General features: G+C 29.4%; 16 protein-coding genes. All 16 read right to left on the reverse strand.

The window, feature by feature from the left end:
- Positions 1-3 precede the first annotated feature (3 nt).
- On the reverse strand, positions 4-297 hold the full coding sequence (gene fliE / locus L8X36_RS00125) for a flagellar hook-basal body complex protein FliE (protein WP_012661772.1): 294 nt from the start codon (positions 295-297) through the stop codon (positions 4-6).
- Between the two features lie 3 nt (positions 298-300).
- Positions 301-795 (reverse strand): flagellar basal body rod protein FlgC, encoded by a 495-nt coding sequence (gene flgC / locus L8X36_RS00130; RefSeq protein WP_039618718.1) that lies wholly within the window; start codon positions 793-795, stop codon positions 301-303.
- A gap of 10 nt (positions 796-805) precedes the next feature.
- Positions 806-1,237, reverse strand: coding sequence for a flagellar basal body rod protein FlgB (flgB, locus tag L8X36_RS00135; protein ID WP_039668590.1), 432 nt, complete (start codon positions 1,235-1,237; stop codon positions 806-808).
- 91 nt (positions 1,238-1,328) lie between these two features.
- Positions 1,329-1,970 carry a leucyl/phenylalanyl-tRNA--protein transferase gene (gene aat / locus L8X36_RS00140; RefSeq protein ID WP_039641865.1) on the reverse strand — a complete coding sequence of 214 codons (642 nt, stop codon included), beginning with the start codon at positions 1,968-1,970 and terminating at the stop codon, positions 1,329-1,331.
- Positions 1,945-4,074: an AAA family ATPase gene (locus tag L8X36_RS00145; protein WP_263682074.1), complete on the reverse strand. Its 2,130-nt coding sequence runs from the start codon at positions 4,072-4,074 to the stop codon at positions 1,945-1,947. The genes aat and L8X36_RS00145 overlap by 26 nt, the downstream gene beginning before the upstream one ends.
- Positions 4,071-4,364 carry an ATP-dependent Clp protease adaptor ClpS gene (locus tag L8X36_RS00150; protein ID WP_087684979.1) on the reverse strand — a complete coding sequence of 98 codons (294 nt, stop codon included), beginning with the start codon at positions 4,362-4,364 and terminating at the stop codon, positions 4,071-4,073. Before L8X36_RS00150 ends, L8X36_RS00145 begins: the two co-directional genes overlap by 4 nt.
- Positions 4,348-4,965, reverse strand: a complete 618-nt coding sequence (locus L8X36_RS00155) for a thioredoxin domain-containing protein (protein WP_263682075.1) — start codon at positions 4,963-4,965, stop codon at positions 4,348-4,350. The genes L8X36_RS00150 and L8X36_RS00155 overlap by 17 nt, the downstream gene beginning before the upstream one ends.
- A gap of 13 nt (positions 4,966-4,978) precedes the next feature.
- Complete coding sequence (gene smpB / locus L8X36_RS00160) at positions 4,979-5,434, reverse strand: SsrA-binding protein SmpB (RefSeq protein WP_257395547.1); 456 nt, start codon at positions 5,432-5,434, stop codon at positions 4,979-4,981.
- Positions 5,434-6,189 carry a 4-(cytidine 5'-diphospho)-2-C-methyl-D-erythritol kinase gene (locus tag L8X36_RS00165; RefSeq protein WP_263682076.1) on the reverse strand — a complete coding sequence of 252 codons (756 nt, stop codon included), beginning with the start codon at positions 6,187-6,189 and terminating at the stop codon, positions 5,434-5,436. Before L8X36_RS00165 ends, smpB begins: the two co-directional genes overlap by 1 nt.
- Entirely contained in the window at positions 6,186-6,413 is a 228-nt protein-coding gene (csrA, locus tag L8X36_RS00170) for a carbon storage regulator CsrA (RefSeq protein ID WP_012661763.1), read from the reverse strand. Before csrA ends, L8X36_RS00165 begins: the two co-directional genes overlap by 4 nt.
- Positions 6,407-7,225 carry a tRNA pseudouridine(55) synthase TruB gene (truB, locus tag L8X36_RS00175; RefSeq protein ID WP_263682077.1) on the reverse strand — a complete coding sequence of 273 codons (819 nt, stop codon included), beginning with the start codon at positions 7,223-7,225 and terminating at the stop codon, positions 6,407-6,409. The genes csrA and truB overlap by 7 nt, the downstream gene beginning before the upstream one ends.
- Entirely contained in the window at positions 7,222-9,285 is a 2,064-nt protein-coding gene (locus L8X36_RS00180; RefSeq protein WP_263682078.1) for an ATP-dependent helicase, read from the reverse strand. Before L8X36_RS00180 ends, truB begins: the two co-directional genes overlap by 4 nt.
- Positions 9,282-9,728 carry a hypothetical protein gene (locus L8X36_RS00185; protein WP_074691700.1) on the reverse strand — a complete coding sequence of 149 codons (447 nt, stop codon included), beginning with the start codon at positions 9,726-9,728 and terminating at the stop codon, positions 9,282-9,284. Before L8X36_RS00185 ends, L8X36_RS00180 begins: the two co-directional genes overlap by 4 nt.
- On the reverse strand, positions 9,721-11,442 hold the full coding sequence (locus L8X36_RS00190) for a M3 family oligoendopeptidase (RefSeq protein WP_263682079.1): 1,722 nt from the start codon (positions 11,440-11,442) through the stop codon (positions 9,721-9,723). Before L8X36_RS00190 ends, L8X36_RS00185 begins: the two co-directional genes overlap by 8 nt.
- Before the next feature lie 4 nt (positions 11,443-11,446).
- Positions 11,447-12,325, reverse strand: coding sequence for an aspartate carbamoyltransferase catalytic subunit (locus L8X36_RS00195; protein WP_047208427.1), 879 nt, complete (start codon positions 12,323-12,325; stop codon positions 11,447-11,449).
- Between the two features lie 9 nt (positions 12,326-12,334).
- Positions 12,335-13,561, reverse strand: a complete 1,227-nt coding sequence (sstT, locus tag L8X36_RS00200; protein WP_263682080.1) for a serine/threonine transporter SstT — start codon at positions 13,559-13,561, stop codon at positions 12,335-12,337.
- Positions 13,562-13,664 lie beyond the last annotated feature (103 nt).

A 13,664-nucleotide genomic window follows, 5' to 3' on the forward strand; every position in this document is an offset into this window, starting at 1 on the left:
ATATTAAATTTGAGTTCTTGAAATTTCTTTATATGCGTTTATAGCCTTATTTCTAACTTCAAGCATAAATTTCATACTTGATTCAGCTTTGCTAATAGCAATTGCTGCTTGGTGTAAGTCTTTTACTTCGCCTGTTGCGATGTCTACCATAGCAGCTTCAGCTGTTTCTTGAGTTTTATTAAGGTTGTTTATAGAATTTTTTAATAAGCTTGAAAATTCATCACCTATGTTATTTGTGTTGTTATTATTTTTATTGTTAACATTGTTAAATTGATTTATACCATTAATAGTGTTCATTTATTAACCTCTTAGTAAATCTATCGCACTTTGTGCTATAGTTTTAGTGCTTGTAAAAGCGCTTACATTTGCTTGGTAAGCTCTTGTTGCTTCTATTAAATCGGCCATTTCAATGACAGGGTTTATATTTGGAAAAGCAACATAACCTTGTTCATTTGCATCTGGATGAGATGGATCAAATTTCATACGAAAATCTTTATCATCTCTTACAACTTTATCAACTACTACGCTCATTATAGCAGGTTTTGCATCTTTTTGTGAAGCAGGATCGTTTAAAGGATTTTCATATTCTAAAAAATTATTATCTTTAGCGATTTGTTTATTTAGTAATTCATTAAAATCAGTTGCTTTAAAAATCACTTCTCTTCTTCTATATGGACCACCTTCTGCTGTTCTAGTAGTATTAGCATTAGCTATATTTGAGCTAATTACATTCATTCTAAAGCGTTGAGCACTAAGTCCATATCCACTAATATCAAAATCACTTAAATAAGCCATTATTTTTCTCCTAGCCTAATTTAGAGCTTGTTTCTATGATGGTTGAAAAAATATTACTTTGTCTTCTTAAAACACCATCTAAAGCAGTAATCATCATAGTATTTTTACTCATTTCGGTAGTTTCTACATCAAGATCTACTGTATTTGCATCATTTCTTGCCAAATGTCCATCTCTTAAATAAATGGTTGATTTATTAGGATCTGGAAATTTCCAAGGTTTTTGATGATTTGCATTCGTACTTGCTAATTCAAGCTCTTTGGTATCTTTCTTTTTAAAAATTTCATTTGCTCTATTAACTAAAGCAGTTTCAAATTCTATATCTCTTGCTTTATAAAAAGGAGTATCAACATTTGCAAGGTTGGAATTAATCATTTGACTTCTTAGGTTTCTTCCTGCTAAAGCATCAACAATAAGTTCTTTTGATTTAAAAGGGCTTATCATAATTTTTCCTTAAAATAAAGCTTTTATAGACTAAAAGCAAAAATCATTCCAAAATATTTATGCAATTTTGTTTATCTATAAGTATATCTTTTTATAGTAAATTTTTGAAATTTTTAAAGCCACTTTCAAGTGAAACTTTTTTTTCTAGTGTTTTTAAAAAATCTTTTTTTGTCATTTCTTTAGCGCCCATAAATTTTAAATGCTCATTAGGCACTTGACAATCTATTAAAAAATCATATGGTTTTAAAAGCTCACAAAGTCTTATTAGAGCTACTTTTGAAGCATCTTTTTTAAGGCTTATCATGCTTTCGCCAAAAAATATTTTGCCTATGATAAGTCCATATAAACCACCGATTAAAACATCATTTTCATAAACTTCAACACTATGAGCTAAATTTTGCTCAAAAAGCTTTGTATAAACTTGTATAAATTCTTGACTTATCCAAGTTTTTTTTCTTTTTGCGCAATGACTTATAAGCGAGTTAAAATCAAAATCAAGTCTTATTTCATAAGTTTTTAAAGCTTTTTTTATGCTTTTTTGTATACGCACTTCATCAGGTAAAAGCACCATTCTAGGAGAAGGGCACCACCAAGTAACAGGATTGCTAGTCCATGGAAAAAGCCCTAAGCTATAAGCATGAGGTATAAAATCTACCTCTAGCTTTTCGCTAATAAAAACAGGCGCATCATCAGGGCTTTTTAAAAGTTTAGAATACAAATTCGATTTTTTCATTTTTGGAAAGTTTGAGTTTTAATTTACCACCATTTTTTAATTTTCCAAACAAAATCTCATCGCTTAATCTCTCTCCTAATTCTTCAGCAATAATGCGTTTTAATAATCTTACTCCAAAATCTTTATTATTAGTTTTTTTAGTAAGAAATTCTTTTACTTTTTTATCAGCTTCTATGGTGACGTTATTTAAATTTTTTGCCATTAAATCTAGTTCTTTTTGGACGATTTGTTCTAAAATTTCTTGACTTAAGTCATTAAAATGAATGATTTTATCTATACGGTTGATAAATTCAGGCGCAAAAAAATCTTTTATGGCTTTATTGCTTTTTTCTTTATCACTGCTTAAAAAACCAAGCTCATTACTTTCTTTGAGACCTAAATTTGAAGTCATAATGATAATGGTGTTTTTAAAATCAGCTTTTAATCCACTATTATCTGTCAAGCTTGCATTATCAAAAATTTGTAAAAAAGTATTAGTTAAATCAGGATGAGCCTTTTCTATCTCATCAAATAAAACTACGCTAAAAGGATTTTTTCTAATACTATTACTAAGCAAGCCACCATCTTCATAGCCCACATAACCTGCTGAAGTTCCTATGAGTTTGCTCACATCATGTTTTTGTGAGTATTCACTCATGTCAAATCTTTCAAGATTAAGGTTTAAAATTTGTGCTAAATTTTTCGCAAGTTCGGTTTTACCAACCCCGCTTGAACCAGTAAATAAAAACACACCTTTTGGGGTGTTTTTACCTTTTAATCCTGCATAGCTTTGTTTTAAAATAGAACATAAAGCTTTAATAGCTTCATCTTGCCCAAAAATGTTTTGTTTTAAATCATGCTCTAAGTTCTTAAGAATTTTACCTTGATCGCTTTCATAAATTTTATGAGAATGCGTCATTCTTGCTAAAGTATTTTCTAAATCTTTTATTTTTACTATTTTTTTACTTTTTTTATCTTCTAAAGCAAAACTTGCACCAAGCTCATCGATTAAATCAATCGCACTATCGGGTAAAAATTTATCATGTAAAAATTGTTTTGCTAATTTTATACTTGTTTGTAAAATTTCATCACTGATTTTGATTTTGTGAAAATTTTCATATTTGCTTTTTAAGCCTTGTAAGATTAAAAAACATTCTTCTTCGCTTGGTTCATCTATATCAATTTTTGCAAATCTTCTACTTAGAGCTTTGTTTTTATCGAAGGTGTTTTTATATTCTATAAAAGTAGTTGCTCCTATGCATTTGATGTTGCCATTACTTAGTGCAGGTTTTAATAAATTTGACATATCTGCATGACTTTCATTGCTTGCGCCAGTTCCTACTATGGTGTGAATTTCATCTATAAATAAAATAGCATTAGGGATATTTTCTAATTCTTTAATGATATCTTTTAATCTTTTTTCAAAATCACCTCTGTATTTTGTCCCTGAAAGCAAGCTTGCCATATCAAGACTATAAATTTTTGAGTTTTTTAAATGTTTTGGCACTTTTTCTTCAGCTATAGCTAGCGCTAGTCCATCTATAATGGCACTTTTACCAACACCTGGTTCACCAACCAAAATAGGATTATTTTTCTTGCGACGGCTTAGAATTTGCATCATTCTTTCAAGTTCAAATTTCCTACCTATAACAGGATCTATTTTACCTTTTTTTGCAAGCTCAACTAGCTCTATGGTATGGGTTTTTAAATTTTCAAATTCAGCATTTTGTAACAATTCTTTTATTTTTTCTTCTTCTATTAGGTGTTTTTTTAAAATATTATAAGAATAAGCTTTTTCTTCTTTGCAAAGTGCGATGATAAAATCAATTACACTTGTTTGATTTTTTGCATTTAACTTGTGTAATATATTTTCCAAGATCACAGAAAAAATAGGTTCTATTTCTTTTTTTAAAATTTCGTTATTTTTAGCCAAGTAGTTTTTTAATTCATTTTCAAAGCCTTGTAAATCACCATCTCCGATTTCTTCAAGTAGATTTTTAAAATCATTGCTAAGCTTAACTAAAGCAAAAAGCAAATGCTCACAAGTGATAAATTCATGATGATTGATAAAGCTTAAATGTCTTGCATTTGGTATAAATGAGTCAATTAGTTCTTTATATTTCATTGTTCTTCTATCCTTGTTTGGAGTGGAAAATCATTGTTTTTTGCTGCCGTGTCAACTTGCTGTTTTTTGCTAAGTGCAATTTCTTCTGTGTATATGCCACAAACTCCACTTCCTTGATGATGGATTTCAAGCATGATCGCACTTGCTTTTTCAAAATCATGATGAAAAATATTCATTAAAATTTCAATTACAAAATCCATGGTGGTAACATCATCGTTTAAAAGCAAAACCTTAAACATTTTAGGTTCTGCTAGTTTTTGTTGTTCTAAAATTTCACTTTTTAGACTCATTTAATATCCTAGTAATATCTTCTTGCATAATCTCAGTAGAAACTTTCCCAAGATAATATTTCACATAACTTTTTGAGTCTTTATTCCAAAAGTCTGTTAAATCTTGATAAACACCATCTTTTAAAACTACTTTAAAAGGAAGTTGTTCCATGCTTTGATAGTTGATATCTTTTAAAGCTTGTGCGACAATTCTATCATTTTCTTTAGAATTGCTTAAAAAATAATATGCTCCATATTTAATAGCAAAATCTTTAACAGTTTGATCGCTTACATTTTCAAAATGACTAAGCCCTATGATGATAAAATTATCTGTATTTTTTTGCCATAAGCTTGTTAGATGGGTAGCTTCTTCTTGGCAAGGTGTGCAAAAGGTTCCAAAAAAATCAAACATTAAAATTTTATTCTCTTCGCCTTTTACCATAAAACCATTTTGTGTTCTTACTAAGGTTTTTTCACCGCCATTGACACTTTTTAAAAGAATTTCATCGCCCATTTTATACTCAGCAAATGCAAATTCGTTTTCGATTTTTTCTTCGCTTGAGCAAGCGCTTATTAAAAATGCAAAAGCAAATGTAAAAAATAAATAAGCAAATTTTTTCATCAAAATCCTTTTTTTAATAATGATTTTTCATAGCAGCTCTTGCCTCAAGATCTGCTTGTTTTTTCTTTAAACTTTCTCTTTTATCGTGCAAGTTTTTTCCTTTGGCTAAGGCTATTAAGACTTTTGCTTTATTTTTTTCATTAAAATAAAGTTCTAATGGCACTATAGTAAAGCCTTGAGTGCTAATTTTACCAAAAAGCCTATCGATTTGCTTTTTATGCATTAAAAGTTTTCGCACGCCTTTTTCATCATGCTTATAAAAAGAATGTGTAGTACTAAGATGAGAAATATGAGCATTAAGTAAGAAAATTTCACCTTTGATAATACGCACAAAAGAATCTTTTAAATTTGCTCTACTAGCTCTTAATGCTACCACCTCAGAACCTTTTAAAACAATACCTGCTTCAAATTTTTCCAAAATTTCATAATCAAAAAAAGCTTTTTTGTTTTTTACTATAGTTTTTTTCATCATTTAGCCTTAAAAACTCCACTTCCACTTCCACTTAAAAAATAAGCTTCATTAAGAAAAGTTTGCATTTTAGGATAAATTTTTACACAAGGAGCAAATAAGTCGTTTAAATCAGTATTTTTATACTCTAAAATTTCACTTGTTTTAAGTGTTTTAAGTGTTTTGGACAAATTTAAATTCGCTGTTAAATCATATGAGTTTTCATCAAATGCTTTATATACTTTTGCACTTGAGCATTCAATAGTAGGAAAAGCAAAATCAAGTTGGCTAAAATCATCTTCAAAATATTCTACAATCTCGCCACACCCACTAACATTTGCACTATCATATCCGCTTAAAAAAAAGATTAAATCAGAACCGAGTTTTTGGCAGATTTGTTCAAGTTGTTGTTGGTTAAGTTTTAAATTTAAAGCTTCGTTGATCATAAGCAAAAATGTCACTGCATCAGTGCTACTTCCACCAAGGCCTCCACCTATGGGAATGTTTTTGATAAGCTTTAAGCTTTTGTCTTTAAAAAATTCATTTAATTCATTAGAAAATCCTAAATTTTCTAATTCTTTATAAGCTTTGTGTATGATGGTATCTTGGGTAAAATTTCCAGTGATTTCAAATCCTTCTTTTGTTTTTTCATCACTAAAGCTTAATTCATCAAAAATATCTTTTAGTAAAATAAAGCGTGATTGTAATAAATGATAAGATCTTGAATCAATTCCTATGATTTTTAAAAAAATATTAGCTTTTGCGTAAGCTTTCATTTTTTAAGCTTTTTACTCAGATCATCAAGTTTTATCGTTTCATCACTAATTGCATGTAAATTTTCACTTTTTACTTGCTCGATAAGCTCTTTGCGTAGTATCATTAAAGACTTTGGAGCTTCGATGCCTATTTTAGCATATCCTTTGCCTGTTTGAACTACTTTGATTTCTATATCATCTCCGATTTTTATACTTTCATTTTCTTTTCTTGATAAAATTAACATTTTAATACCTTATTTAAATAATATTGCACTTGATTATCTTGGATAGAAATGATAGAAAAAAAATCTTTTTCTTCTAAAATATAGCTACCTTCTTCTTGAATTTCCAAATCGTCCAAAAATATTTTTTGTCCATTGTGTAATTTTTGGGGGTATTTTATCGTATTTTTTCTAAGATTTAAATAAGCTAAAGGATTTAACTCTTTTTCATTTTCGTAAAAAAACTTTCCCTCACTTAAGCGCTCTAATGAGCTTAGCGTGGCTTTAATACCAAGTTTTCTGGCAAATAATTCACAATAAGAGCGTATATAAGAACCCTCACTAACTGCTATTTCTATGGTTAAAAAGGGGTGGTTATAGTGTAAAATTTTAGTATAAAAAATTTCCATAACGCAGGGTTTTAAATTGACTTCAAAACCTCTTTTTGCAAGCTCGTAAGAGCGCACTCCATCTATTTTTTTTGCACAAAATGCGGGTGGGGTGTAGGTGATTTTACCTAAAAGTTCATTTTTAATTTGTTCTAAAACTTTCTCTTCAAAAGCATTTATAAGATTGATCTCTTTGATATTTTGATTATCAAGGCTTAGTGAATGCACACCTAGCCAAAGCGTTGCTTTATAAACTTTTGGATTTTTATCAAAAAAGCGAAAAAGTTTTGTGTATTGATCAAAGGCTATGAGTAAAACACCTTTTGCAAAAGGATCAAGTGTTCCTGAAAAACCTGCTTTTTTATTTTTATATTTTTTCTTGAGTTTGCCTAAAAAAGCATTAGAACTCATTCCACTTGGTTTGTAAGCTACAAAAAGTTTATTCATATTACTTTTTCCACAAAACTTGACATTATCATTCTTTCTATGCCTCCAAAATTAATCGTGAGTTTTTCTTCAGCACCTATTTTACTTACCCCAGTGACTCTGCCTATGCCAAAAATTTTATGTTTGATTAAATCGCCTTTCTTGTAGCAATTTTTTTGATGATCTAGTGTTAATTCTTTTTTGATTACATTGCTCTCGCCAAAAAATCTACTTTTTTCTAATCTTGTGCGACTTCCTTTATAAAATCTAGAATTAGCATAACTTAAATAAAGTTTTTTCTTGGCTCTAGTGATTGCTACATAAGCAAGTCTTCTTTCTTCTTCTATATTGCTTGATTCGCTAGTGAGTGGGAAAAATCCTTCTTCTAAGCCTATGATAAAAACATAATCAAACTCAAGTCCTTTACTTGCATGAATACTCATAATACAAATACTTTCTTTATCAAGTCCATCTTGCTCATTAAGTAAAGAAATTTCATTTAAAATATCATCTAAGCCATTATAATTTCCATGAGTGATTTTATCTTTTAAGTTAGCATAAAGTTCATCTATGTTTAAAAGTTTATCTTCGCCCTCTGGATTATCTTTATAAAATTCTTTGATTTTAAATTCTTCTTCTAAGGCTAAAATCATTGCAAGCAAATCATCTTTTTCTTTGATTTTGTGTATGCTTAGTATGAATTTTTCTAATTCTTTGTCTGTTTTTTTGCTAAAAAATCCACTTCCTTGCAAAGCACATAGGCTTTCAAATAAAGACAAATGATTTTCTTTAGCATAATTTTCTAGCTTTTCTAAACTTGCATTACCAAAATTTCTTTTAGGACGGTTGATAATGCGTTTAAAAGAATAATCATCATTTAAATTTGAAAGTAATCTTAAATAAGAAATAATATCTTTAATTTCAGCTCTTTCATAAAAACGAATTCCACTTAGCAATTTAAAAGGAATGTTTTCTTTACTAAAAGCTTCTTCAAGAGCGCGAGATAGGGCATTTACTCTATAAAGTATGGCTATTTCACTAGGATTAATCCCTGAGTTTAAAAGTTTTGAAACTTCTCTTGCAACCTTAAAGCTTTCAATTTTCTCATCATCATTTTGTAAAATTGTAATTTCTTCGCCTTCATCTTTGGTGCAAATTAAAGTTTTTCCTAGTCTTTTTCTATTATGCTCTATAAGTTCATTTGCAGCTTGTAAAATAGCGCTAGTTGAACGGTAGTTTTGCTCTAGTTTGACTAATTTTACATTATTAAATTGTTCTTTGAAATTTAAGATATTTTCTATTTTAGCCCCACGCCAACCATAAATACTTTGATCATCATCACCCACCACGCAAATATTTTCATGAGACGTGCAAAGTTTTTTTAGAATTTGATATTGTAAGGCATTGGTATCTTGATATTCATCTACTGTTATATAAGTATATTTTTGACTTTGCTCTTTTGCAAATTGTTCATCTTCTAAAATTTTATTAGTTAGCATGAGTAAATCATCAAAATCCATAAAATTATTTTGGATTAAAAAATGCTCATATTGCTCATATAAATGAATGATTTCTTCGTAATTTTTGTTTTTTTCATCTTTTAAAAATTCTAATTCTTTGCGTATTTCTTGAGCGCTTTTGCTTTGATTTTTAAAATTTGAAATATAAGCACCTATGCTTGCTAAAGAGCTTTGCAAATTTTCGCTAGCCAAATCTTTTAGTATTTTCTTTTTATCATCTGTATCGATAATGACAAAATTATTTGCTCTATTAATTCTTTCGCTATAAAGTCTTAAAAATAACAAGCCAAATTTATGAAAAGTACATAAAAGGGGATTGTGTAAATTTTGATCTTGTAAAAGTGCTAAGGCTCTTGTTTTCATTACATTAGCAGCTTTATTTGTAAAGGTTAGTGTGAGGGTATTTTGCGCAGGAATACCTACATGATCAATCAAATAAGCAAGTCTAGTGGTAATGGTTTTAGTCTTTCCGCTACCTGCACCTGCTAGTATCAGCATAGCTCCATCAATATGCATGATAGCTTCTTTTTGGCTATCATTTAAACTTTCAAAAAAACTCATTTTTTAAATAAATCTTTATTGTTGGGATTATTTAAAAAAGCATTCATGGATTTTTCTTTTAATTTTTGATCATTTTGCTTTTTGAAATAGTTTGAAAAATTAACAAAAATGATATTATCTTCAACTTGAATTTGAGTAATTGCCCCTAAATCCACTTTCACAAAGGTTGCAAAATCATCAGGGCCAAAACCTGCATGAAATTCTATATGCTCATTTGTTAAAACTATAGATTTAAAAGTATAGCCACCAAGAGCAAAAAGACAATAAGGATTTTTACTCACTACATCTAATTCTGGTGGCAAGGGAGGTTCGAGTGTAACAAATTTAGTATTTACAATGATATTAAACTCAATATCTTCTTGGATTAAAATTTGCAAACACTCATAAATGCTTTTTTGCATTAAACTTATAAAATTTTTATTATTTAAAATTTTATCAATCATTACTTAGCCTTAAAAATTCATCTACTAGTATTCTAACTTGCTCTAAGCCTATATTCCAAAACTCATCACTTTCTATATCAAAGCCAAACATAGCTACAAGTTCTTTTGGGCTTTTGCTTCCACCGCTACTTAAAAACTCAATATAAATTGAGGTAAAATCAGTACATTTACCACTTTTGTATAGACCATAGAGTGCTAAAACTAAAAGTTGTGCATAAGCATAAGCATAGCAGTAAAATGGAGAGTGTATAAAATGCGGTATATAAGAATACCAAAGGCCATAATTTTTGGTTAAAACTACGCTATCTTGAAACATTTTTCTTGATTCTTCAAGCCAAATTTCACTTAGTTCTTGAGCGCTTAGCTCTTCTTTTTTAGCATGAAATCTGCGTTCAAAAGTAGTAAAATTAATTTGTCTATAAAGAGTAGCAAAAATATCTTCAATCTTTGCCGCATATAAGGACAAAAGCTCTTCTTTGTCTAAATTTTCTTTAATATAATCAAAAATCAACATTTCTGCAAACACTGAAGCAGTTTCTGCTGTAGTTAGTGGTGTATCTTGATTTAAAAAACTTACTTTATAAGAAAGTTTTTGATGTATAGTGTGACCTAGCTCATGTGCTAGGGTGAAAAGATCACGTCTTTGGTTAGTATAGTTTAAAAGTATGAAAGGATGGCTTAGTGGTGTACTTGAGTGAGAAAAAGCACCGCTTTGTTTAAATTCTTTAGGGTAAACATCAATCCAATTATTCTCAAAAGCTTCTTTTGCTATCATATAAAAATCTTTAGAAAATTTTTCAAAGGCTTTTAAAACTATATCTTTTCCTTGATCAAAATCAACTTGCATTTCCTTTCCAATAGGCGCATAACGATCATAATCTTTTAGCTTTTTATATCCTAGAATTTTTTTCTTTGCATTATAAAATTTAGAAACGATATCAAAGCTATTTTCGCTAGCGCTAATAAGCGCATCAACACTTTTTTTAGAAATTTGATTTCTTATATGTCTTGGAGTTTCAGGACTTTCATAGGATCTTAACTCGCAAATACTAGCAAGTTCACTTTTAATCATATTGAAAATATATACTAAAAGTTTGTTTTGCTTTTTTAAAGTTTTACTAAAGCATTTTGAAGCTTTTTTTCTAATGCTTCTATCTTTATCATAAAGCTTGCTTAGAATTTCTTCCTCGCTTAATTTTTGCCCTTCAAAATTAAATTTTAAAGCACTAAAGGTTTCATCAAATAATCTTGCAAATGCATCTGAGCCTGTACTTGATAGAGCCAGGATAACTCTTTCTTCTTTTTTGGAAAGATTGTGTTTTTTGTGTTTGATAAGATTGTTTAAATAAAACTCATAATCTTTGCAAAATGTGATGAAAGTTTTGCTTTTTTCTTCTTTTAATTCGCAAAATTCAAGGTCAAAAAATAAAAGATTTTCTTCTATTTTTTTACTTAAATTTTCATATTTTGCATAAAAAGCACCTTTTGTGGTATCTTGAGCAAAATTTAAATACACATAGGTTAGTATGTGAGAAAGTTTTAAGATTAATTCTTCATAGTTTTTTAAAGCTTGCAAGAATTGCTCATTGTCTAAACTATGAAGATTATTTTCATATTGTTTTTTAAATTCACAAGCTTCATCTTGGGTTTTTTGTAAAAAAAGATTTAATTCTTGCTCATCTTTAAATAATATACTTAAGTTCCAATTTTGCATGATTTTAGCTTTCTAAAATGAGTTTTTTTAATACAGCCATTCTAATGGCAACACCATTTTTAACTTGAGTTAAAACCTTACATCTTTTATCAGCCATTACTTCATCGCTAATATCGATATTTCTATGTACAGGGCCAGGATGTAGGATAATGAGATTTTTATCTTTTATTAAATCTTTACTAATGCAAAAATCATTTGCATAATCTTTAAGCGATGCATAGGTTGGAATATTGTGTCTTTCAGTTTGTGTTCTAAGACTCATGATAATATCAATATCATCAATAACTTCTTTTAGTTTATTTGTTTTTTTAATAGGATAATTAGGCATAAAATGAGGTGGGGCTACTAGGGTAATGTCTATACCAAAACGAGGTAATAATTCTAAATTTGAAGCAGCAACGCGCGAGTTTTTAATATCTCCTACTATTGCTATTTTTTTACCTTTGACATTATAATCAAAATGTTCCATTATAGTAAAAAGATCAAGTAAGGCTTGGGTAGGATGAGCATGTTTGCCATCGCCTCCATTAACTATAGGACAATGAGTATAATTTGCTAAAGTATGAGGCACACCTGAGTTTTTGTGTCTAACTACAATAGCACTTGGTGCCATTGCATCTAAATTCGCAGCAGTATCAAAAAGTGTTTCACCTTTACTTGAGCTACTTCTTGAAACATCTAATTTTAAAACTTTAGCACCCAGTCTTCTTGCAGCTGTTTCAAAGCTTGATTGAGTGCGTGTTGAATTTTCAAAGAAAATTGTTGTGACACTTTTTCCTTCTAAAAATGTACGCGGTTTTTCATCTAAAAATTCTTTTGCTTCTTTAAATAAAGCCAAGATTTCATCATTGTTAAAATCTTTTGTAGTGATTAAATGTCTCATAAGCCCTCCTTAAATTTTTAAATTAAGCTCATTATCTGAACAAATGGCGCTAAATAAAACGTCTGTTGAACTATTTAAAGCTGTTTCAACGCTATCTTGGATAACCCCTATGATAAATCCAACCGCAACTACTTGCATAGCTATGTCATAATCAATATTAAACAAAGAACAGGCAAGTGGTATAAGTAAAAGCGAGCCTCCGGCAACCCCGCTAGCTCCACAAGCTGCAAATGCGGCTAAAACACTCAAAAGCATTGCTTGTAAAAAATTTATTTCAATACCTACTGTGTGAGCTGCCGCAAGACTTAATATAGCTATGGTTACAGCTGCTCCTGCCATATTAATCGTAGCGCCTAGTGGAATAGAAATGCTATATAAATTATTATTGATATTTAATTTAGAGCAAAGTGCCATATTTACAGGGATGTTTGCTGCAGAACTTCTTGTAAAAAATGCAAAAACAGCACTATGTTTTAAGCAAATAAAAATCAAAGGATAAGGATTTTTCTTCGTATAAGCAAAAACAATTAAAGCGTTAATCACAAAGGCTACAAAAAACATGGTTAAAACTAAAATTATTAATAATTTAACATAACTTAAAAGTCCTGCTGCTCCTGTTTGAGCAACTGAATTTGCTACAAGTCCAAAAATTCCAAAAGGAGCAAGCTTGACTATAAATTTAACGATTTTTAACACGCCTTCGTTGATATCAGTAAAAAGTTGCTTTGCATCATTTGAACAATGTCTTAGAGCAAAACCCCCACCTATGGCCCAAGCTAATATGCTTAAATAATTTCCTGAAGATAAAGCGTGGATAGGATTATCTACTATTTGAAAAAGTAAGGTTTTAAATACTTCGCCTATATGCGCAGGGCTTGTAGTGGAAGCTTTTTCAATATCAGTTAATACTAATTCTACAGGAAAGATAAAGCTTATACTAACTGCGCTTAAAGAAGCTAAAAAAGTTCCAAATATATATAAGAAAATGATATGTTTTATTTTTTCGCTTCCATGGTTAAATTCTTTTGTGCAAATAGTTGTTAAGATTAAGATAAAAACTAAAATTGGCGCTATAGCTTTTAAAGCTCCTGTAAATAAAGCACCAAAAATATTTGCAAAAATAGCTAAATCTTTAGAAAAAACACCTACTAAAATTCCTAAAATAATACCTATGCAAATTTGTAAAATAAGATTTCCATCTTTATAGCGTTTGATTGCACAAGAAAATAAACTCATTTTTTACCTTTTTTGTAGTGATAAATTTTTAATTTATTCTAACAAAGTAAAGCTTAAATAAGCTTTTTTATTTTTAAGCTAGCTTATGTTAAAATAAAGCTAG

This window comes from Campylobacter sp. CNRCH_2014_0184h (genome assembly GCF_025772985.1).
Taxonomy (GTDB): Bacteria; Campylobacterota; Campylobacteria; order Campylobacterales; family Campylobacteraceae; genus Campylobacter_D.